The following is a 22,978-nucleotide window of genomic DNA, read 5'->3' on the forward strand; positions in this document are numbered from 1 at the left end:
TCAAGATAGCGCTGAATCAGGTTACCGGAACCAGTTGAAGAATCTGGTTGATAACCGTATCGCAATCAACGCCTTGTGCCTCGGCCTCGAAACTCAATAACAGCCGGTGGCGGAAGACATCATGGATCACCGCCTGAACATTGTCTGGGCTGACAAAGTCTTTACCGTGTAACCATGCATGGGCACGGGCGCAGCGAGACAGCGCAATGGTAGCGCGCGGGCTGACACCTACGGCAATCTGCTGGGCAAGTTCATCGGAGTAGCTTTTGGCTTCGCGTGTAGCCATGACCAGTTCGACCAGATAGGTTTTGACATTGTCGGCCACATGGATATCGAGAATCTGCTGGCGTGCCTCGAACAGCTTATCCTGAGTTAAATGGCTGGCTGCAGCGGTGGCTTCTTTGCGACGCGCTTCGTTTTCGACCAGATCAAGAATTTGACGTTCGCTTTGTGCATCCGGGTAGCCGATATTGACATGGAGCATAAAACGGTCGAGCTGCGCTTCCGGCAATGGATAGGTGCCTTCCTGCTCCAACGGGTTTTGGGTCGCCATGACCATAAAAAGCTGTTCCATCGGTAAACTGCGTTTACCGACACTGACCTGACCTTCAGCCATCGCCTCAAGCAAAGCGGCTTGCACCTTAGCGGGCGCACGGTTGATTTCATCGGCAAGGATCAGGTTATGGAAAATCGGCCCGGACTGGAATTCGAAAGCGCCGTTTTCCGGGCGATAGATTTCGGTACCGGTAATGTCAGACGGCAGCAAATCGGGGGTGAACTGAATGCGATGGAAGCTGCCTTCGATAAAATCGGCAAGGGTTTTGATTGCCTTGGTTTTGGCAAGACCCGGTGGGCCTTCGACCAGTAGATGACCATCGGCTAACAGTGCAATTAACAGACGTTCGGTTAAGTGCTGCTGACCGATAATATGTTGATTGATTTGCTGTTGTAGTTGTTGAAAATCCTGTGCGAGGTTATTGGCCACAAATACACCCTTTTTGTTTGGCTCTAGTAAAAGCGTTTCCCCGCATTATACTCAAATCGTCTCAGGGTGGCAGGGTTGAGAGCGAAAAGTAAAACTTTGTTCAGAGTGTCGTTGCGAGGAGTTGTTCAAATAGTGCTTTAGAGCAGTTCTATCCAGTGTTTTACCGGGGTTTTGGTGGCTTTTTGCAGGTGCATCAGGCAGCCGATATTGGCGGTGACAATAATCGGCGGTTTGGTGTCTTCCAATTGCTCGATTTTATTGGCGCGTAACTGCTTGGCGAGCTTCGGTTGAAGGATTGAATAGGTGCCAGCCGAGCCGCAGCAAAGGTGAGCATCCTTTGGCAGGCTGACACGGTAGCCCAAACGGCGCAAGGTATCTTCCACCAGGCCGGGTAATTTCTGTCCATGTTGCAAGGTACAGGGCGAATGATAGGTGACACGCTGGTTTTTATAGTGGGTGAAGGCCGATAGATCCTGCTTGGCGAGAAATTCGGCGATATCGACACTGGCATCACTGATAATTCGCGCCTTGTCTGAGTATTCCTCATCGTTTCTCAACAGATGGGCATAGTCTTTGAGCATGACTCCGCAACCACTGGTATTACTGATAATCGCCTGACAGCCTTGTTGCAGATAGGGAAGCCAATCATCGATATTGCGTTTGATCTTAATCAGCGCATCGTCACTGGCACAAAGGTGTTCATCCATGGCTCCGCAACAGTTTTTCTGTTCGCTTTTGATGACATTCAAACCGAGTTTATTGAGTACCCGAACGGTGGCTTGATTGATATTTGGAGCCAGACTGGGCTGGACACAACCGGACAGCAAAATCACACTGTTTTTGATCGCATCCTCACGGCTTATCAGCTCCTGTTGCAAAGCCTGTTCTTCGATACTGAGTTGCACCGCTTTTGAATGACGTAAAAAAGGCATTAATGCGACCAGTGAATTGAATAGCCAGGGAGTGGTCAGGCTTTTACGGACAATAAATCGTGCCAGTCGATTCGCCGGGGGGCGTTTGATTTGTTGTTCCGCCAAGGTTCTGCCGATATCGAGCAGATGACCGTATTCAACCCCTGAAGGACAGGTGGTTTCGCAATTCAGGCAGGTTAGGCAACGGTCTAGATGTTGGTGGGTGCTGTGTCCAGCCGGATTGCCTTCAAGCAGGCTTTTAATCAGATAGATCCGGCCTCTGGGAGAGTCCAGTTCATCGCCGAGCACCGCATAGGTCGGACAGGTAGACAGACAAAAACCACAGTGCACACAAGAGCGTAAAATGCGATCGGCGGTTTGACCGGTTTCGGTTTCCAACAAATCTTTAGCAAGCTCTGTTTGCATAGTCGCTTCTATCCTTTGTCCATAGCCTTAAAGGTCTTTAAAAATGCCATGTGGATCAAACACCTTCTTGAGCCCGGATTTAATGCGTTTGACGCAAGGTTTATCATTGTTTCTCGGCAGGAAACGCTGATCCCACAGGGTGACATAAGGGTGGTTGGGTTTGTTTTCACTGGCCACCCAGCGTCGTGAACCGCCCATACTGACCGCAATGGTGTTTTCAATCGCCGGGTTGGTGCTTTCCACATCCAAACGCCAGAGTTTTTGCCCCTGTTGCAGATCGGGTTTGAACGGGTTCAGGGTTTGCCAGATATCGTTAGTGCACAGATTGACTTCAACCCGGTTGTCCTGCTTTGGGTGTTCACCGGCAACGCGATAATAAAATCGGCCCTGATAATAGGCACAGGCGGAAATAGGCAGGGCGGTGCCTTGCATCTGGTTCATCAATAGAATCGCTTCACCTTCGGGCATCTCTATGCAGTAGGTGGTTTCCTCAATTTTCGGCAGCACTTTCATACTCAATTCGGTGACCACCGCCAGTGACCCTTTGGAGCCGCATAACATGCGTGAGACATCGTAGCCGGCGACGTTTTTGATCATCTTGCCGCCAAACTGCATTAAATGGCCACGACCGTCGATAACCTTGCTGCCCAGAATGTAATCGCGCAAGCGTCCTCGAAATGGAAAGGAGGGTCCGGTCAAGGCGCAGGCATAGGTGCCGCCAATGGTCGAATTACCGTATTCGGGCGGTTCAAAACCGAGCATTTGATTGTTTTGCGCCAGTACCGCATTCAGTTCAGCCAAAGGGGTACCGCTTTTCACGGTAATCACCAGTTCCGCCGGATCATATTGAATAATGCCGCTATGTTCTTTCAGGCTGAGGTGTTCGACTTGATGGTCAATCGGCACCTTGCTGCCGTGACCGATAATCTGGATTTTGCTCTGTTCGGTTTTCGCCTGCTGAATCTGCTCGATCAGTTGTTGTTCGAAGGGGCTTGCAGCGTTATGGGTGTCTAGCGCCATTAAAAACGCTCCAATTCAGGGTGTGGCAGTTGATTGTTGTGCACATGCATATGTCCCAGTTCGGCACAACGGTGCAGGGTCGGTACCGCTTTACCCGGATTGAGCAGGCCGGTATTGTCGAATACCTTTTTAATGCCGTGGAAAACCTCCAGTTCGGCATCGGAATACTGGTGGCACATGGAATCGAGTTTCTCGACACCGACACCGTGTTCCCCGGTGATGGTGCCGCCGACATCGACACACAAGCGGAGGATTTCAGCGCCGAACTTTTCGGTCTGTTCCAGTTCGCCGGGTTTGTTTGCATCATATAGAATCAATGGATGAAGATTACCGTCACCAGCGTGGAATACATTGGCTACCCTTAAGCCGTATTTATTCGATAATTGGCTGATTTTCTGCAAGACGTAGGCCAGCTGGCTGCGCGGAATCGTGCCGTCCATACAGTAATAGTCGGGAGAATAGCGTCCCACTGCAGGAAAAGCGTTTTTGCGTCCCTGCCACAGAGCAAGGCGCTGGCTTTCATTTTGGGAGACTTGAATCTGGTGGGCACCGTTTGCACTCAGAATATCGGCAACTCTTTGGCTATCTACCTGAACCTGATCATGACTGCCGTCGACTTCGCAAAGCAGCAGTGCTGCGGCATCGGTGGGATAGCCGACCTGAGCGAAGTCTTCCGCAGCCTGAATGGCAAACTGATCCATCATTTCCAGTCCGGCCGGAATAATTCCCTGTTTTAATACGCTGGTGACCGCATCGGCACATTGATCGACCGAATTAAACGCCGCCATGACCAATTGAGCCGCTTCCGGCTTGGGTAGCAGTTTGAGTTTGATCTCGACAATCACCCCCAAAAGACCTTCCGAACCGTTCATTAACGCCAATAGATCGATGCCATCGTCCTTTTCATCGAAGATAATCGGGTCGCCGTCCATATCGAGTACGGTGATAGAGGTAACATTATGTACGGTAAGACCGTATTTCAGGCAGTGAACGCCGCCCGAATTTTCGGCGACATTGCCGCCGATGGAACACGCGATTTGCGAAGAAGGGTCGGGGGCATAGTAAAGGTTATATTTGGCAGCCGCTTCAGAAATGGTAATATTGCGTACACCAGGTTGAACTATGGCGGTTCTCTGTAAAGGGTCAATCTGTAATATCTGGTTGAGTTTGGCGAGACCGAGAATCACACTGTCGGCTTGCGGTAAGGTGCCTCCGGCGAGCCCGGTACCGGAACCGCGGGTAATAACCGGTGTTTGATACTGTTTGCAGAGTTTTAGCACCTGTCTGACCTGGTCGACATTTTCGGGAAGGGCGACGGCCAGCGGTTTTTGTCGGTAAGCGGAGAGAGCATCGCACTCATAGGGTCGACAGGCTTCTTCGCTGGACAGGACATTGTCTTTGCCGATTGCTTTTTCCAAGGCTTCGATTAGCGCCATAGTCACCTTTGATGTAAGCTTAAATACAACCTTGTATCTGCAAGAGCTTCAACACTATAATTGGAGCCTGTTCTTGCTTTAAGTGAATGAAATTTAAAACCTATTATTAAATGAAAGGCGGTGCTTATGCAATCTTTTAATCCTCCAGTGCGTACGTTAATGGGCCCAGGCCCTTCGGATATTCACCCAAGAGTCCTGTCAGCACTGGCTCGACCAACTATCGGTCATTTGGATCCTGAATTTATTCGCATGATGGATGAAACCAAAGAGTTGCTTAAGTATGCTTTTCAGACCACCAACGAGTTGACCATGCCGGTATCGGCACCGGGTTCGGCGGGCATGGAAACCTGTTTTGTTAACCTTGTTGAACCGGGCGACAAGGTGATTGTCTGCATTAACGGTGTTTTCGGTAACCGCATGAAAGAGAATATCGAACGTTTTGGTGGTGAGGCTATAGTAGTAGCCGATGATTGGGGCACTGCGGTCACACCAGAAAAGGTCGAAGCCGCTTGCCAAGCCAATCCTGATGCAAAGATTGTCGCCTTTGTTCACGCTGAAACCTCTACCGGTGCCTGTTCGGATGTAGCGGCTATTTGTCAGATTGCGCAAAAACATGATTGTTTGACCATTGTCGATGCGGTGACTTCTTTGGGTGGGATTGAGCTGAAAGTTGATGAATGGGGAGTTGATGCGATTTATTCCGGTACCCAGAAATGTCTGTCTTGTGTACCGGGGCTTTCGCCAATCAGCTTCAACGAAAAGGCTTTGGAAAAGGTCAAAAACCGTTCCAGTAAAGTGCCAAGTTGGTTTTTGGATTTGAATTTGGTGCTCGGTTACTGGGGGGGCGGTGCCAAGCGAGCCTATCATCACACTGCACCGGTCAATGCGCTTTATGGACTGCATGAATCTTTGCTAATGCTCAAAGAAGAAGGTATCGAAAACGCCTGGAAACGTCATGCTGATATGCATCAGCAGTTAAAAACCGGTCTTGAGAAAATGGGGATCAAGTTTGTCGTCGACGAGGCATCTCGATTGCCGCAACTTAACTCGGTATGGATTCCTCAAGGAGTCGATGATGCTAAGATTCGTAGTACGCTGCTCAACGAATATAATCTTGAAATCGGTGCCGGTCTGGGAGATTTTGCCGGTAAGGTTTGGCGTATCGGTTTAATGGGCGATACGGCGCGTAAAGAGAAGGTTTTGTTCTGTTTGGCCGCTTTAAACGAAGTTCTGCCCAACTAAAAAGAACGGAATTTACCAAGCGCACTGGTTTGTACTGAACTGGGGCTTTTTGGTTTGAAAAACGGTGTTCGCGATATTCTGTATAATATTCAGTTTATTCCATGGCAATGATGTAAAGGTTTCAGATTATGGCAACGCAATTTCCTTCTGTTGAAGAAGTCAAAATCGGCTGCAAAAAGTGTGAATCCTTATTGGAGTTTGATTTCACTTTCGCCTTCCAGCCTTTGGTTGATGTGCAGAGGCGTGAAATTTTCGGTTACGAAGCCTTGGTCAGAGGAGTCAACCAAGAGGGAGCCGGTCATGTGTTGTCAAAAGTCGATGACCATAACCGTTATGCTTTCGACCAGTCTTGTCGTATGAAGGCAATTGCTTTGGCCGCTAAACTGGGGCTTGATAAGGTCTTAAGCATCAACTTCTTGCCGAATGCGGTTTATGAACCGGAGCACTGTATTCAAAGTACTTTACAGACCGCCAAAATCTGCAATTTTCCCCATGAAAAAATCATGTTCGAAATCACCGAGTCCGAAGCGGTGTATGACTTGGATCATCTGACCAAGATTTTCCGGTATTATCAGAAACAGGGTTTTATCACCGCGTTAGATGATTTCGGTGCTGGTCATGCCGGTTTGAATACCTTATCGAAATTCATTCCCAATATTATGAAACTGGACATCAATCTGGTTCGTGATATCCATAAAGACAGTGTTAAACAGTCTATCCTCAAAGGCATGCTTTCCATTGCCAAGGATTTACACATTAGCCTGCTTGCCGAGGGGGTGGAAACCTATGAAGAAGCGGCTTATTTCAAACATCACGGTGTCTATCTGATGCAAGGGTTTTACTTTGCCAAGCCAGGTTTTCAAAGTCTGCCAAGAGTCGATTTATCCCTGGATATCTTCGCTTAGCGCCAACACACTTAAGCTAGGCTTTATAATGGTCTTTTTTAGTTAGTGTATTCGCATTTTAATGGCCATTTTCCAAGACCTTCCCATTACTGAACACCTGCCTCAGATTGTAGAGCTGTTGAGTCATAACGATAGCCTGATTCTGCAAGCCGAGCCGGGAGCGGGTAAATCTACCGCTGTGCCTCTATATCTGTTGCAACACTTGGAATTGGCAAACCAGCGAATTGTCATGCTTGAGCCAAGGCGTCTGGCGACCAAGGCGTTGGCGCATTATCTGGCTAATCAGCTTGGTGAACAGGTCGGTCAAACTGTCGGTTATCAGGTGCGCAATGAACGTCGTGTCAGTGCGCATACCCGTTTGGAAATCATTACCGAAGGGATATTGACCCAACGTATGCTGCAGGACCCGGAATTAAGCGGTACCGGTTTGATTATTTTCGATGAATTCCATGAACGCTCCATCCATGCCGATCTTGCGCTGACCCTTAGCCATGATATCCGTAGCGTTTTCAATCAATCGTTGAAAGTGCTGGTGATGTCAGCCACTATCGATAGTGATCTGTTAAGTCAAAACCTTAATCGGGCACCTGTTGTCAGTTGTCAGGGTAGAAGCTACCCGGTGACAACCCATTTTTTAGAAAAACCCCTGAGCTCTCTGCATTGGCGTGACTGGTTACCCGCTTTGCAAAAACTGGTGATTCAGGCACAGCAGCAGACAGATGGCGACATACTGGTTTTTCTACCGGGGCAAGCCGATATTTTGCGCTTGCAGCAGAGTCTGCAAGAGTTTTGGCGGCAGCAAGCCGATACTGTGCTGATCTGTCCGTTATATGGGGCTTTAAAAGCGGCGCAGCAGGAACAGGCATTGCGAGCGGATCAGCAGGGTCGGCAAAAAATCGTGCTCGCCACCAATATTGCCGAAACCAGTTTGACCATCGCCAATATCAGTGCCGTGGTGGATAGCGGGTTGGAAAAGGTTGCCCGCTATGACGTCAGCAGCGCCATGACCGCTTTAATCAGCCAACGCATCAGTAAGGCTCAGGCTACTCAGCGCCAAGGGCGTGCCGGCCGCGTCCAAGCCGGTAGCTGTTACCGCCTATGGAGCGAGTCTCAACATCAATCCTTGCCTGATTATCCAAAGGAAGAGATTATCACCAGTGACTTAACCGCTCTACAAATGGCTTTGAGTCAATGGGGAGCTGGTGCCGACGATTTACAATGGTTGACGGCTCCGCCGCCTGCTCACCTGACCAAAGCGCAACAGCTTTTACAACAATTAGAACTGATAGATTCAGAAAATAAAATCACTAAAAGCGGCAAAAAGTCGGTAAGTCTTCACTTCGATGCAAGAATTGCATCGATGTTGGAGAAAAATAGTGATGCGGACGAGACGCGTAAGGCACTGGCTTGTGATCTGGCCGCCTTATTAACTGATTTGCATTTTTACCAGCAAGGTGACGATTTGCTTTTCATTAATCGTATAGGTGCTTTACAGGCTTATCGTCAGCAAGCGCAACAGGCGCTTAAACGTTATCCGCTTAAGGCTGCGGTGACCGAACAGGTTGCGCAAACAGCCAAACGTTTAGCGCGATTAATGAATTGCCGCTTAATCGTGCACAGTGATGCTTATCTGCAAGAGCATGCTGCTGAGCTGCTGGCGCAGGTATTTCCCGATCGAATCGCCAAGCAACGACGCAACAATAGTCATGAGTTTTTATTGGCCAACGGTAAAGGGGTCAAGTGGCCTGAGCATCACGCCTTGCCGCCAAGCGAGTGGATTGTGGTCGCCGATTTGGATGGTCAACGTCGTGATGGTCGAATTTATCTGGCCATGCCGATTGCTGCGGCGCAAATTGAACAGCAAGCCAATATTGTCGAGCAAGCCGTTTATCGTTATGAGCAAGACAGCGGGCAAATCAACGGTTACCAAAGCCGTAATTTAGGGGCGATAACCTTGCAGCAAACGCCGTTGCAGGAATTTGACCAACAAGCGTTTAACCGCTGTTTATATCAAGCTTTGCAACAGACAAGATTACAGCTTTTGCCATGGTCCAAAACGACTTTGCGTTGGTTGCAAAGGGTGCGTTGGTTGAGGAATTATGCGCCAGAGCAGACTGAGGATTGGCCAGATCTTTGCGAACAAGCCTTGATCGATAATATGGATAAGTGGTTAGTGCCCTATATTAGCGATTTACAGAGTCTGTCAGATTTAAAACGTATTGATCTCCATGGCTTGATACAGGCGATCTTGCCCTATGAATTATGGCAGGAGGTTGATTTACAAGCCCCGGAAAGCTATCAAACCCCAAGTGGCAGAGTCATCGAGATTGATTATCAAATTGGCCAATTGCCTAAGGTCTCGGTGGTGTTGCAGGAGTTGTTTGGTGAGTTGGCGTCACCTCCGTTGGCTTGGGGGCAGCAAAAATTGAGCTTTGAGTTATTGTCGCCGGCGCGCCGCCCCATTCAAGTAACGGCCGATTTGGCAAACTTCTGGCAGAGTTCTTATTTTGAGGTTGCTAAAGAGATGCGGGGCCGTTATCCGAAACATCGCTGGCCGGAACAGCCCTTGCAAGAAAAAGCCGGCACTTCGATCAAACGCCGTTAAGTACGGATGATTAAAGCGCGTCGGATGGTTTGAATATGGTCGCTATCGATCAGTAGCTCTTCCAGACCATTAAGCTCAAAGTTCTTCATATCCTCGCTACGGAAACTGTCGCCGGTAATTTCTGCGACTATCGACCAGGCGATTCTCAGCATGGCGACCATTGAACGGATTTTTTCATCGGCGATACTGCTGCAATCTGCCATATGATGAAAGCGAATCGCGCTCATCATTTCCGAGCTTAGCCCCCACATTCTGCCGAGAACTGCACCGATCATGGCATGATTTGTATTGAAGACCCGTTCTTCTTTATCAATGATGCCGGTTGGGTAAACCAATGAATGGTTATGCAGTTTTTCATAACGAGAGGCGTCTTTTTCCGCCAAAACCAAAGCGCCGGCATTGTGCATCAAGCCGAGCATAAAAGCCTCGTTTGGCGTTATGCCATGAACATGATCGGCTAATTCCGCCATACAGAAGGCGGTATCGATATTCTGCTCAATAATATTGGCAAATAGAGAACCTCGACCTTTGGCGCGCTCAAAGGCGGCGGTGAGGATGACGTTTCTGATGGTGGTCAAGCCGACGAGATTGACCGCATCGTAAATCGAGTTGAGTGGTTGGCCGCTTTTATTCAAGCCACGCTCTTTGATGATTCTCAGCACATCGCCGGTCAAGGTGGTGTTCTGTTCGATGATTTTTGCCACATTACGGCTATTGCTCAACGGATGACTAAGTTCTTGGTCGAGATCGGCAATCTCTTTCGGCATTTCGGGAAGTTTTACGCTGTTTATGACAGCAACGGCTCGTTTAATAGCTTCTTGCATGAATTTAAGGCTTCTCTTAAAGGTTAAGCGCCAGCTTGTTATTTTCTGGCGATTATTTAAGCACAAGCCTTTTATTGCGTTTCTAAAAAAAATCTTGAGTAGCGCAAGGAAAATTTATCGTAATAAGTCTTGTATGTATCTTATTGAGGTTTATTGCAGACCATCACGGCACGTAAAGGAGCCGGATAACCTTCAATGGTTTTACTATGGTCTTGCGGGTCTAAAAAGCTTTCCAGAGAGTTCCATTCCATCCATTCGGTGGTGCGCTGTTCATCAATGCTGGTCGGGTTAAGATCAACACAGCGCACATTGATAAAGCCGCAACGTTGTAACCAGTGCTGCAGCTCTTTGACATTCGGTAAGAACCAGACATTTCTCATCTGCGCGTAACGGTCTTCCGGCAATAGCATCTGTCCATAGTCTTCAGGAATGACCAGCGTTTCCAAAATCAATTCACCACCGCCACGTAGCTGGCTTTTGAGGTCGTAGATATGGTCGATAGGCGAGCGTCTATGGTAGAGCACGCCCATGGAGAATACGCTATCAAATCCGCCACCACGTTTATCGATCGGGAGTTGTTCCAGCGTTAGAGGAAGAAAATAAGCCGGCTGTTGCTGTTTAATGAAATGTTCGACACTAAGGAACTGCATCATCGAAAGCAGGCTTGGATCGACACCAACCGCCAGTTTGGCGCCGCTGCCGAGCATACGCCACAGGTGGTAACCGCTACCGCAGCCAATATCCAATACGGTTCGGTTTTCCAGTGAGGCGATGTGGGGATAGACGCGATCCCATTTCCAATCCGAACGCCATTCGGTATCGATATGAATATCATGCAGATCGAACGGTCCTTTACGCCAAGGGTGTAAGCCTTTCAATGCCTCGGTGAGGGCAAGTTTTTCCTGCTCTGATAAGCTGCTGGCGCTACTGGCGCTGACGCTGGCTTGGTCGATAGCGAAATTGGCGTTATTGGGAAACGCCTTGATTTGCTCCAAGGCGTGCGACCAGCGAACTAGGTTGCCGTTGTTTTCGGCGGCAACCGCTGCCTCCAACGCCGGTTGTAACAATGATGACCAGCTATTTAGCGGTTCATTGTCATGTAAAGCCTGCCAGAGGTTTTCGAAATGAATTTTAAAAGGGTTTTGCATAGTAAAAAAGGTTATTTAATAGCCAGAAATGAGGCGAAATTATAGGCTTGAAACCAGATGCCGGCAGTGCTGAAACCGGCGTCTTGCATACGTTGTAAATGGGTCTGCTGATTGTCGCTGATCAGGACGTTTTCCAAGGCGCTGCGTTTTTGGCTGATTTCCAATTCGGAATAACCGTTGGAGCGTTTAAATTGCAGGTGCAAATGTTCGATGGCTTGTTGCATCTGCTCGTCGTCGAAATGCAGTTTTTCCGACAAAATCAGAATGCCTCCCGGTTTCATGCCTTGATAGACTTTATTCACTAGCGATTGACGTTGTTCCGGGGCGATAAATTGCAACGTAAAGTTGATGACGACAACCGAAGCGTCTTCAATTTCAATCTCGGCGATATCACCCTGCTGTAAAATCAACGGTACCTCGGAATGGTAGGCCTGAACATACTCGGTGGCGCGTTGAATCATCGCTTCTGAATTATCAATGGCTATAATCTTGCAGTTTTCGACTTCAACATTGCGGCGCATAGTTAGGGCTGCCGCGCCTAATGAACAACCCAAATCATACAGTTGACTGTCTTTTTGCGCATATTGACGAGTCAATTCGCCAATACCGGTGAGAATGGTTTGGTAGCCCGGCACCGAGCGGCTGATCATATCGGGAAAGACCGCGACAACAGACTCATCAAATTGGAAAGCACCGAGTGCTTCATGAGTTGAGGCGTAGAGAGTGTCTTTTTGCATAAGTGACCTTTACAACGAATTTACCATTTATAAGACAGGCGAATACGCGACTAGACAAAAAAACATTATCAAGTCAGTATGTTGAATGTGCAGTTATTTTAAAACAAATCGTTGATTTTCGCGTCGTTAATATTAGTTAATGGCAACAGAATAGCTTCGCATTTAAGGCGATTAACGAAGTTTTTGCTATATTAGGCTACAATAACCGAATATTAATATTGAAAATCCATTTGTAAGCCGTTGTTAATGAGGTTCCGGTTCTGATTTCCACTAAGCTTTTAAAACGTTTGCTGGTCTCCTTTGTACTGTTTTTGGGTGTGCTGTTTTTGGTCTACAGCTACCTGGAACGACAAACCAAAATAGACACCCAGCAACGCTTTCATCAATCCGCCCAGCAGACAGCGAATCTGGTGGATACTTTGGTGCAGGCAAAAAAAGATAAGGTGATGTTGATTGCATTATCTCTGGTGCAGGAAAGTTCGCTGAAAACGGTTTTAAGACAGCGCCAGTCCTCAGAAATCGATTTCAGTCAATTCGTGGAACAGGTGTCGAACTACTCGGGTCTGAAAAATGTTTGGATTCAGCTATTAGATGCTGAAGGCAACAGTTTATACCGTAGCTGGACCGACAAACATGGCGATAAAATCATTGAAAAACGCAAAGACCTGCAGCTTCTTTATGCCAATCCGCGCATTATGCAGAGTGTCAGTGTCGGCGCCTTTGATTTGACCTTTAAAACCATGGTGCCGGTGTATGAAGACGGTCAATTTATTGGTGTTTTCGAGGTATTGGCCAAGTTTAATTCGATAGCGCAAAAGCTTACCGATAGAGGTATCGAATCGGTCATTCTGGTTGACGAAAGTTACCAAAACCAATTGAAAAACCCGTTTTCCAAGCGCTTTCTGGGTAAACACTATATCGCTAATGTCAATGCCTTACCGGAACTGGTGCAGCTTATCGACCAGTATGAATTGCAGCACCGGACAAATAGCACAAACTTCATTGCGTTATCTAAAGAGCAACTGTTCGTCAGCTTCAAAAAACTTTACGGCACCGAAAATCAGCCTTTGGCGGTGATTTATCTGTTCCAGCCGCTACAGCCAGTGCTGGAAAGTGCCTATCAAGCGTCATTGCAAGTTTATGGCATCCTGACCTTTATCTACTTGTTTTTGTTGGTTTTGTATTTATGGCGTCGTGCCAATAGAGTGTCGCGAAAAGCCAGTGATTTTAATGAAAGCCTGCTCAGTGAGGTGAAAACCAAGGATCAGGCGTTACAGCATCAGAGCTTTTTCTGGCAGAGCATTATCGATGGTTTGGATCACACCATTCAGGTAGTGGAAGCCGATTTCTCTGTTACCCTGAAAAACAATGCGGCGCAATATTATGATTTTGCCGATTTGGTGGAAACCGACAGTCAGAATTGCAGGGACGATATCTACAATGTTGACCAGCCTTGTGAGCAGGATCATCGTATCTGCCCGATTAAAAAATGTTTCAGCAGTGGTAAATCGGCCAGTATCGTGCAGAAAATTATCGCGCCAAACGGTAAGAAACGTTATTTCGAGTTCACCTCAACGCCTTTGTTTGACGATTATGGTCATGTCGAAAAGGTGATTGAAATCGGTCATGATATTACCCCTTATCTGAAAGCCAAAAATCAGCTTGAAACGCAGAAAAAAGAGCTCGATTTCATGGCTTATCATGATTCTCTGACCCATCTGCCCAATCGCGTGCTGTTTATAGACCGATTGCAGCAGGCGTTAGACCACTGTCGCATTTCCAAAACGGTGGTAGCGGTGTTGTTTATCGATTTGGACCGTTTCAAGGAGATAAACGATACCCACGGTCATCGAGTGGGTGACAGTGTTTTGGTGGAGTGCGCCAAACGTCTGAAATCGGCGGTCCGCGAAGTCGATACCGTATCGCGTTTGGGTGGCGATGAATTTACCGTGATTATCGATGAGGTGAAGAAAAGTGAAGAGGTTGCCGATATTGTACAGAACCTGCTCAATGTCATTGCCCATCCAATCTTTGTTGATAAACGCGCCTTCTATCTGACGACCAGTATTGGTGTGAGCCTGTCTTCGACTGATGGCAAGAATCCAATTGAATTGATGAAAAATGCCGATACCGCGATGTATCAAGCGAAGGCATCGGGTCGCAACAATTATGCGTTCTATGATCCGGAAATGACCGAAAAAGCGCTCTATCGTCTGGAAGTGGAAGAAAACCTGCGTGAAGCGATCAAACACCGTCAATTCGTTATGCATTATCAGCCTCAATACGATATTGCCGAGGGAAAAATCACCGGTTTCGAAGCTCTGGTTCGTTGGCAGCATCCGGAAAAAGGCATGATTCCACCAATCGATTTTATTCCGTTGGCGGAAGATACCGGGATGATTATCCATATCGGTCAGCAGGTCATGTTCGATGCCATGCTGGCAGCGGTAAATTGGCGTAAGTCAGGCATCATCGATCAGCGCATTGCCATTAACGTTTCGGCCAGACAGTTCCAGGACGAGCGTTTACTGGAATTGGTGGAAGACAGTCTGATGGCTACCGGTTGCCAGCCGGAATGGATTGAGTTGGAGATCACCGAAAGTCTGGTTTTGAGTGATTATGACTATGCGGCCAATGTATTGAGCGCCTTGCAAAAAATGGGAATTACCGTTTCTATCGACGATTTCGGTACCGGTTATTCGTCTCTCGCCGAATTAAAACGTATGCCGATTGATAAGCTGAAAATCGACCAGTCGTTTGTTCGCAATATCCCTGAAGAGCGTGAAGATTGCGAAATCACTCGCGCGATTATCTCCATGGCGAACAGCCTTGGTTTGGATTTGATTGCCGAGGGGGTGGAAACCGAACAGCAGGCACAATTCATGGTGGAAAACGGCTGTCAAAAAGCGCAAGGTTATCTGTATAGCAAGCCGCTACCCGAAGAGGAAATCATTCAACTGTTAGGACGTTCGCACTAAGTTATCAAGTCAGGTACTTGGTTTTCTTGTGGCGCACCTTATACAAATACTGGCGTGCCTCATGGGTCGACAGGTATTGTCTTAGGTGCTGGTAGACCTGTTCGCTGTCCATGCGATTGATCTGCTTGAAGGCGATTCTTTTATTTTCCGAGAAGGCTCTTAATACATTCCCCGCGCCGGTGTTATAAGCAGCGATCATGCAGTATTCAAGGCTTTGGGCATTGTAGATAGGGTTGAGGTAGCGGTTCTGCAAAATCGACAGATAAGCGGTGCCATATTCGATATTCCGCAAGGGGTTAAATAACAGCGATTGGCTCGGTGAGCCGGAACGTTGATTGAGCAGTTCATAGACATCACGCCCCGCCGTTTGCGGCACAATCTGCATTAAACCATAGGCCGGCGCACTGCTTACCGCAAAAGGGTTAAAGCTGCTTTCGGTCTCGATAATGGCAAATACCAAGGCCGGTTCTATACCGAAACGCTGACACTGTTGATAGACCGCTTTTGCATACAGGCGCCGTTGCTGCATACGGTAGTTGCCGACCATATCGAATTGCACCTGATAGCGGGTCTTGTCGCCATCCTGTCGAGTTTGCCAACGGTTTGCCAGCAGATAGTCGGCAAAACGGTTGGCACGCCATAGATAGCGAATGGCTTGTTTGTCTTGATCTTCTACCAGATGCAGTAAAAAAGGTTCGGCACCGACTTGCGGCGGTTTAGCGCTGAACAGGTCGACCTGAGTCGGATCTCTAGGCGTTAGCAGGGTTTGCACTATGGCTTTTTTCAGCGCCGCTTTAGATTCTTGCTCAACCACGGTCTCGACGGTGATGTGTCCGGACTCAAAGTCGATAATGGCTCGGCTTTGATAATGATCGCTATATTTGACATAGGTACGGGTACCGGCGGTTTTTTTATCAGACCAGAACTCCCCGATACTATCGAGCAAACCGACCAACTCTTTTCTTAGAGCTGAATCAATCGGCACTATGCCAGTACCGGGTATCTGACTGACAATCGCTTGGGAAACATTTCCGTCTTTTAAATGGCTGGCAGCATTGATACTCTGCCTGATTTGGCTGACGGTACAACCGCCGCTCGCCAAGCCCGCGGCACCGATAAAAGCGGCGCTAAGCCAGTGACGGCGACTGACAGCTGATGCGCTGTCGGCTGAGTTGTCAGTTAATGGCATCAATTGTTTATCCATCACTGCATCATACCGAGCTTTTGCTTGGATAAAAAGCGCTATTTTCAATAACGGTTAGGGCGTTTTGCCACCTCGGACAAGCGCCATTTCTGCGGTGATTTTTCCGCTTCGATAAGTGCTTCAATGTTATCGTCGAGTTGATGGAAAAAATCCAATCCGGTTCGTTTTTCTATTTCATCGATGGTGCTGACAAATTTCATGAGGCTGTCATTGGCACCGGCATTTTGCGGAAAAATAAAGGCGAGAACCTGTGGGTTTTCCGCCTGTTGGCCAGGCTTGATGAGAATCTTGTAGAAAGCATCCGGAATTCGCACCGATGAGTTTTTCAAGGTTTTCGGGGTGGCGGAGAAAATCGGTCCGGTAACGACCCAGAAATCACCGAACCAGTCATGAAAATCATTTGCCACCAGTTCTTCCAATCGCTGCCAGGATTTCTGGTTGAGGTTGGCTTTTTGCGGGCTGATATTGGTCATTAAAAAGGTATCCAACTGCGCATTACGTCCGTAACGGCTGGCAATCAGGTAATTAGGTGCCATATGGCCGCGGTCGAATCCCGAACCGGTATAGTCTTGATGACTGATTGACTGCAAGGAGCGCCAATCGCTGGAGAACTGTCGCGGACGTTTACCGCTTTTATAGTTCGCTTGGGTCACCTGATAGGTGACCCATAAAGGATTGCGTAGCCCTTCGGAATATTCGAGCATAAAGCCGTCATTGCGGAGAATATGGGATAACCCTTTATCACGGTGGGCTTGAGTGATTTGCGGCACTCCCATAAACGCCATGCCCGGTCTGGCAATCAGGTTTTCATAACCAAACCAAATCACCGCAATAACGGGTAGCGCGAAAAGAATTTTAGGGTGTTTGAACAGTAGCTGGATGACAGCGTTAATAAGGCTTCGATTGGTTTTCATAAATTTGTTGTAAAGCTCGTGGATAATCGGAGATGAATTTTATCGCGCTATTGTAGGCAAGTTCGCGGTTAAGTCCTAGCGTTGTTTTCAGTCTATTTTTTATGCGCTTTGAATTTAACCGGATGACCCTCGCCGGATCTGATCAAAATCGCTCGGGTAATCGGGGGGCCGATCAATTCAAAGGCGATGGTCGATCCTAAAATGACCGATAGAATAACCGATTGATATTCCGGGAAATGATTGATCGCCACCAGTGCCATCCCGATAGGAATCCCGGCATGAGGCAGCATCGCCAAGCCCAGATAATGATAGTTTTTCGCTTCACATCTTGCCCATTGGGCACCTAAATAAGAGCCGGTTATGCGTCCTAAAACGCGCAATAAAATATAGGCCAAACCGAAAATCCCGGCTTGCTGCAAGGCTTCAAGCTGTAATTGGGCGCCGGCAAGCAGGAAAAACAGAATCAATAGCGGCCATTCAAAGCGCTGCATATCCTCAAAGGGACGGTGGCGATGGTGTTTGGTGAAATTGGCTACGATGGTGCCCATCACCATAGCCGAAAGAATATAAGATACGCCGAGCCATTCTGCCAAACCGGCACAGAGCAGAACTAGGCCAAGCACCTCTGCCTGAGTCGATTTTCCGGGATAGATATGGCCGCTTAAATAAGCCATCGGAAAGCCCAGCGCCAGCCCCAATGCAAGTGCGCCACCCAGTTCCCAAAGTCCGCTGTAGAGGCTGAATAGGCTTTGGTCTTCTCCGGCTAGAAAAGCGGCACTGACCAGCAATAAACTGAACAGTAGTAACCCCCAGGCATCATCCACTGCGACAATTCCCAGCAAGGTATCGGTGAGCGGTCCTTTTGCATTGAGCTGTTGGGTCACATCCACCACCGGTGCCGGTGCGGTGGCGGGGGCTATGGCGGCGAAAATCAGCGCCAATTCGAGTGGCGCGCCTAATAGCAATAAGCCGCTAAACATCAGTATCGATGTCATAAACATTACGCCAAGTGAAATACCTAGAATGGGTCGTCCCATGCGTTTGAGTTTGTTTTTGGTCAGACTTTGACCGAGTAAAAAGCCGATCATCGCCAAAGCGATATCGGTGAGGATAGGAAACCATTGTTGAGTGAAGCTCGGCAGCCAGTTCAGTGCCTCAGGACCAATCAGGAAACCGCTGATAATCAGCAGGGTAACTCTGGGCAGCGGCGTGTGTCGGCCGAGTAGGTCGGCAACCAGTCCAAGCATGAACAGAGCCCCGAAAGTAATCAGAATGTGATGGGTGGCATAATCTTGCATAAGCGCTATTCTATACCTAGTCTCGATTGTTTGGCTGCTCTGCCAGAGCGGTTTCTAATTGTCGTGTGGTTGCCAAAGGCGAACCGCTGCGTTTGGCGAGCAACGCATAGATGCTCGGAATAATAAAAAGACTGAGCAAGGTTGCAAAGGCGACACCAAAAAATAGCACTATACCTAGAATATATCGGGTTTCGGCTCCGGCTCCTGTCGAGAATATCAGTGGTAGAGTACCGGCAATGGTGGTGATTGAAGTCATCAGAATCGGTCTTAAGCGCAATGCAGTCGCAGCGACCAGAGCCTGATAGAAACCGATGCCTTTGTCACGCAGTTGGTTGGCGAACTCAACAATCAAAATACCGTTTTTGGTTGCCAGACCAAGCAGCAGAACCAACGCGATCTGGCTGTAGATATTCAGGGTCAAGCCAAAACTCAATAATGAGAAGACGCCGCCGGCCAATGCCAAAGGTACGGTAAAGAGGATGACTAGTGGATGTATAAAGCTTTCAAACTGCGCGGCCAAGACCAGAAAAATCACCAGAATACCGAGTACAAACACCATATAAAAAGAGCTGGTACTGTTCTGGAAATCACGCGAGACCCCTTTGTAATCAATCACTGCTTCAGGCGGCAGTGTTTCCCGGGTTAAGCTATTGAGAAAATCCAGTGCTTCACCCAGTGCCAAATCGTCTTCCAGTTTGGCTGATAGAGTAATCGAACGGACGCGGTTATAACGCGTCAAACTGGAGGATTCACCGACGGTGCTGACGCTGCTGATGGCCGACAAGGGTATCATTTTGCCTGTGGTGTCCGAGCGCAGATAAATCTGGTCAAGATCCTGCGGCGATTGGAACCATTGATGCTCGGCCTTAAGCAGAATATCGATCTCTTCGCCTTCATGCTGATAGGTGGTGACACGTTTACTGCCGAGCAGAATCTGCAAGGTTTCGCTGATGTCCTGATAGGAAACTCCTAATGCCCGGGCTTGCTGGTAATCGATTTGCAGCTTGAGTTGCGGCTTGTTCGGTTCATAATCCCAATCGATATTGATCAATCCCGGGTTGTTCTCCTGCAGAGCCTGATTCATCAAGGTTTGCCACTGCTGCAGTTGCTCATAACTTGAACCGCCGATAACAAACTGCACCGGACTTTGAATGCGACCACCGATTGGCGAGCGCATTACCGGGATCGCTTTGACGCCGGTTAAATCGGCCAGTTTTTTGCGTGCCTCGGCCATGATTTCATAGGCATTACGGCGTTGCGACCAGTCATTGAGCACCACGATAACAAAACCGGAGTTAAACACTTCGGTATTGGAAAACGAGCGTGGTGTGCGAATCAAAAGGCGTTTGACTTCACCGTTATCGACCAAAGGCATCATCCGTTCTTCGATTTCATTGAGATAGCTTTGCATATATTCAAAGCTCGCCCCTTCGGGCCCTTTAATCATAATAAAGAAGGCACCGCGGTCTTCAGCCGGAACATATTCGCGATTAAGCTGCTGGCTATAGAATAGGGTGACAAGCACAATCATGACGAAGCTCATTAGCGCTAGCCATGGGCGGCGTAGGCTTTTAATCAAGAGCCGCTTAAAGCGGCGTGGTAATTTACTGTGGCTGGTCGAGATTCTGGCTTTTTTGCTTGGACTGAGAATTTTCGATGCCAGCGCCGGTGAAAGGGTCAATGCCACCCAACTGGAAAAAATCACCGCAACCGACAAGGTAATGGCGAATTCGGAAAACAGCCTGCCGACCTGACCCTCCAGAAAGGCAATGGGCAGAAACACCGCAATCAATGTCAAGGTCGTGGCAAGCACCGCAAAACCGACTTGTCTGGTGCCTAAAAAAGCCGCTGCAATGGGTTTATAGCCTTTATCGATATGACGTTGGGTGTTTTCCAATACCACTATGGCGTCATCCACTACCAGACCAATCGCCAGTACCAGCGCCAATAGGGTTAAGAGGTTAATGGAAAAGTCCAGGTTCCATAAAATCCCGAATGTCGCCACCAGCGAAACCGGCAGGGTTACCATCGGTACCAGAGCGACCCGCCAGCTTTTCAAAAAGGCAAGCATTACCAAAGCGACCAGAGCTAAGGCGATAAAGAGCGTTTTATAGACTTCGTTGATCGCATTTTCGACAAACACCGAGGAGTCATAACTTTCTCTTAATTTGAGTCCTTCCGGCAGGGTCTCATTCACTTGAGTAAAGCGTTTTTTGGCAAGCTTGGCGACAGTCAGAGTATTCGCATTGGATTGTTTGATAATACCGATACCCACCATAGGCACCCCGTTACCACGAAAAATACGACGCTTCTCAATCGCCCCCAGACGTACCTTGGCAACTTGTTTGAGAGTAAGCTGGCCGTATTGCTGATGTTGTTTGATAACCAGGTTTTCAATATCCTCCAGGCTGGAGAGCGGTTTGCTCGCTTGCAGGGTAAACATCATATGTTCGCCCTGAATCGAGCCAATCGGTAACTCGATATTGGCGCCACGTAATTGCTGCTCGATGTCATTGGTGCTAATGCCGTACAGAGCGAGCTTTTTCGGATCCAGCCAGATACGCAAGGCATAAGACTGGCCGCCGCCGACACGGACACGGGCAACGCCATCAAGCACGGAAAAACGGTCGACCAGATAACGTTCGGCGTAGTCGGTCAACTGAGGTACGGTCATTTGGTCGCTGGCGAGGTTGAACCACATAATGACGTTTTCATCGCCATCGACCTTTTCCACTTCCGGTGGGTCGGCCTGTTCCGGCAGGTTGTCGGAAATACGCGATACCTTATCGCGGATATCATTGGCGGCCGCGTCAATATCTCGCTCAATCGAGAACTCCACCTTGATGCGTGATCGTCCGTCCGAGGAGGTCGATTCGATGTATTGAATACCGGATATACCGGAAATGCGGTCTTCAATAAGTTTGGTAATGCGGTTTTCCACCACCTGAGCGGAAGCACCGAGGTACTTGGTGTCGATGGTGACAATTGGCGGATCGATATTCGGGTATTCACGCAAGCTCATTCGATCGAACGCCATCAGCCCGAAGGCAAACAGCAATAAAGAAGCAACGGTTGCCAGGATGGGGCGTTTAACAGAGGTATCGGATAACCACATATTAGCGCCCCGGTTTTAATAGTTCGGCTTGTGAGACATCATTCTGCAAGCCTTTCAGGGCGATTTTTGCCTTGCTGTTAACGCGCATCACACCTTGACTGACAACCCTGTCACCAGCATTGATGCCGCTTAGTATTTCACTGTATACAGGGCCGACGTCACCCACCTTGACCTGTACTTTTTCTGCTTTATAGAGGTTGTTGTCCTGCGCCTTGAGACGGTATATAAAAACCTTGTCGCCGAGCATTAGCAAAGCGCTATTGGGAACCTGGAGTTGCTGTTTCTGTTTAAGGTTAATCAGTGCTTCCACCAACATATTGGTTTTCAGTAATTTTTGTGGGTTATCGACCAATGCCTGAACTTGAATCATGCGGCTTTGCGCTTCAAGTTGAGCGCTGATCGCGTTGATTTGCCCCTGAAACAACTGATCGGCATAGGCCGAAGTATAGATTTCGACCGATTGTCCGACCGACAGTTCGGCAAGATAATCGGCCGGCACCAGGAAATTCATTTTCATTGTCGCTAACTGGTCGAGAGTGGTGAGAGGATCTCCGCTATTGACGACCTTGCCGATTGCCAGATTGATTAAACCGATTTCACCATCAAAGGGGGCGTATAGTTTACGGTCGCTGATTTGCTGCTGGTAGATTTTGCGTTGCGCAATAGCGGTTTGCCATTGGCGGTAACGTTCATCCAGTAGTGCTTGGGTGACGGTGGTGCGGCTTAAGCCTTTTTTGACACGGTTGTATTGGTTTTGTGCCTCTTTTTCAATGGCTCGGGCCTGCTCAAGTTGAGCCAGTTGCTCGCTATGATTCAGTTCGAATAACAGCTCGCCTTGTTTAACGGTTTGCCCTGAACGAACATGAATTTTTTGCAAAATATCGCTGGCGCCAAATGCCAGTTGGGTCGACTGCTGTGCCTGCAGGCTTCCCAAAGCATTGAGTTGTTGGTCCACACTGACTTTTTCAACCTGATAACCAATCACCGCAATGGGCGGTTTTTCGGCTTGAGCCTGTTGCCATGACACCAATAAAAGGCCGCTTAATAACAATTGCATCAAGCTCACGGATAGCGAGTCTGATATTGCAAAAAGGGTGGATCGGTAGCCGCTTTGATTTTGCATTATGGAGTAGACCTCTACTTGTGCAGGCGCTGGATTGGCTTATCGTCATCAATCGATGAGGTGGCCTGCGACAGCTAAATAATTGACGTTTTTGGTTAGTTTATTCA

General features: G+C 48.3%; 16 protein-coding genes. 4 read left to right on the top strand and 12 right to left on the bottom strand.

Annotated features, from left to right (window positions below):
* Positions 1–16: 16 nt before the first annotated feature.
* The 4 genes from FE785_RS00335 to FE785_RS00350 form a co-directional block, all read right to left on the bottom strand.
* On the bottom strand, positions 17–985 hold the full coding sequence (locus FE785_RS00335; RefSeq protein WP_138563286.1) for an AAA family ATPase: 969 nt from the start codon (positions 983–985) through the stop codon (positions 17–19).
* 137 nt (positions 986–1,122) lie between these two features.
* Positions 1,123–2,322, bottom strand: coding sequence for a glycolate oxidase subunit GlcF (glcF, locus tag FE785_RS00340; protein ID WP_138563288.1), 1,200 nt, complete (start codon positions 2,320–2,322; stop codon positions 1,123–1,125).
* 27 nt (positions 2,323–2,349) lie between these two features.
* Positions 2,350–3,342, bottom strand: a complete 993-nt coding sequence (locus FE785_RS00345; protein ID WP_138563290.1) for an FAD-binding protein — start codon at positions 3,340–3,342, stop codon at positions 2,350–2,352.
* Positions 3,342–4,778 (bottom strand): FAD-linked oxidase C-terminal domain-containing protein, encoded by a 1,437-nt coding sequence (locus tag FE785_RS00350; protein ID WP_138563292.1) that lies wholly within the window; start codon positions 4,776–4,778, stop codon positions 3,342–3,344. The genes FE785_RS00345 and FE785_RS00350 overlap by 1 nt, the downstream gene beginning before the upstream one ends.
* A gap of 126 nt (positions 4,779–4,904) precedes the next feature.
* On the opposite strand from FE785_RS00350, the gene FE785_RS00355 reads away from it, so the two are divergent.
* The 3 genes from FE785_RS00355 to hrpB all read left to right on the top strand — a co-directional run bounded on the left by FE785_RS00355 (position 4,905) and on the right by hrpB (position 9,530).
* Positions 4,905–6,020, top strand: a complete 1,116-nt coding sequence (locus tag FE785_RS00355) for a pyridoxal-phosphate-dependent aminotransferase family protein (protein WP_138563294.1) — start codon at positions 4,905–4,907, stop codon at positions 6,018–6,020.
* 128 nt (positions 6,021–6,148) lie between these two features.
* A complete protein-coding gene (locus tag FE785_RS00360) occupies positions 6,149–6,925 on the top strand; it encodes an EAL domain-containing protein (protein ID WP_138563296.1) in 777 nt (258 codons plus the stop codon).
* Positions 6,926–6,986: 61 nt separating this feature from the next.
* Positions 6,987–9,530 carry an ATP-dependent helicase HrpB gene (gene hrpB / locus FE785_RS00365; RefSeq protein WP_138563298.1) on the top strand — a complete coding sequence of 848 codons (2,544 nt, stop codon included), beginning with the start codon at positions 6,987–6,989 and terminating at the stop codon, positions 9,528–9,530.
* Here hrpB and FE785_RS00370 read toward each other — a convergent pair.
* The 3 genes from FE785_RS00370 to cmoA all read right to left on the bottom strand — a co-directional run bounded on the left by FE785_RS00370 (position 9,527) and on the right by cmoA (position 12,239).
* A complete protein-coding gene (locus tag FE785_RS00370) occupies positions 9,527–10,354 on the bottom strand; it encodes an HDOD domain-containing protein (protein WP_138563300.1) in 828 nt (275 codons plus the stop codon). The genes hrpB and FE785_RS00370 overlap by 4 nt on opposite strands.
* Before the next feature lie 140 nt (positions 10,355–10,494).
* Positions 10,495–11,502 carry a tRNA 5-methoxyuridine(34)/uridine 5-oxyacetic acid(34) synthase CmoB gene (gene cmoB / locus FE785_RS00375; RefSeq protein ID WP_138563302.1) on the bottom strand — a complete coding sequence of 336 codons (1,008 nt, stop codon included), beginning with the start codon at positions 11,500–11,502 and terminating at the stop codon, positions 10,495–10,497.
* Positions 11,503–11,513: 11 nt separating this feature from the next.
* Positions 11,514–12,239 carry a carboxy-S-adenosyl-L-methionine synthase CmoA gene (gene cmoA / locus FE785_RS00380; RefSeq protein ID WP_138563304.1) on the bottom strand — a complete coding sequence of 242 codons (726 nt, stop codon included), beginning with the start codon at positions 12,237–12,239 and terminating at the stop codon, positions 11,514–11,516.
* Between the two features lie 287 nt (positions 12,240–12,526).
* On the opposite strand from cmoA, the gene FE785_RS00385 reads away from it, so the two are divergent.
* Complete coding sequence (locus FE785_RS00385) at positions 12,527–15,217, top strand: EAL domain-containing protein (protein ID WP_138563306.1); 2,691 nt, start codon at positions 12,527–12,529, stop codon at positions 15,215–15,217.
* 4 nt (positions 15,218–15,221) lie between these two features.
* Here the strand turns inward: FE785_RS00385 and FE785_RS00390 are convergent, their stop codons facing one another.
* From FE785_RS00390 to FE785_RS00410, 5 genes are all read right to left on the bottom strand, one after another.
* Positions 15,222–16,421 (bottom strand): murein transglycosylase domain-containing protein, encoded by a 1,200-nt coding sequence (locus tag FE785_RS00390; protein ID WP_238696284.1) that lies wholly within the window; start codon positions 16,419–16,421, stop codon positions 15,222–15,224.
* Positions 16,422–16,465: 44 nt separating this feature from the next.
* The gene (locus tag FE785_RS00395; protein WP_138563308.1) at positions 16,466–17,335 is read right to left on the bottom strand and encodes a DNA/RNA non-specific endonuclease; all 870 of its coding nucleotides are present in this window, start codon (positions 17,333–17,335) and stop codon (positions 16,466–16,468) included.
* A 92-nt stretch (positions 17,336–17,427) separates the two neighbouring features.
* Positions 17,428–18,633: a cation:proton antiporter gene (locus tag FE785_RS00400; RefSeq protein ID WP_138563310.1), complete on the bottom strand. Its 1,206-nt coding sequence runs from the start codon at positions 18,631–18,633 to the stop codon at positions 17,428–17,430.
* 16 nt (positions 18,634–18,649) lie between these two features.
* The gene (locus FE785_RS00405) at positions 18,650–21,748 is read right to left on the bottom strand and encodes an efflux RND transporter permease subunit (RefSeq protein WP_138563312.1); all 3,099 of its coding nucleotides are present in this window, start codon (positions 21,746–21,748) and stop codon (positions 18,650–18,652) included.
* 1 nt (position 21,749) lies between these two features.
* The gene (locus FE785_RS00410) at positions 21,750–22,805 is read right to left on the bottom strand and encodes an efflux RND transporter periplasmic adaptor subunit (RefSeq protein WP_168188879.1); all 1,056 of its coding nucleotides are present in this window, start codon (positions 22,803–22,805) and stop codon (positions 21,750–21,752) included.
* Positions 22,806–22,978 lie beyond the last annotated feature (173 nt).

The organism is Thiomicrorhabdus sediminis, assembly GCF_005885815.1.
GTDB classification, from domain to species: domain Bacteria; phylum Pseudomonadota; class Gammaproteobacteria; order Thiomicrospirales; family Thiomicrospiraceae; genus Thiomicrorhabdus; species Thiomicrorhabdus sediminis.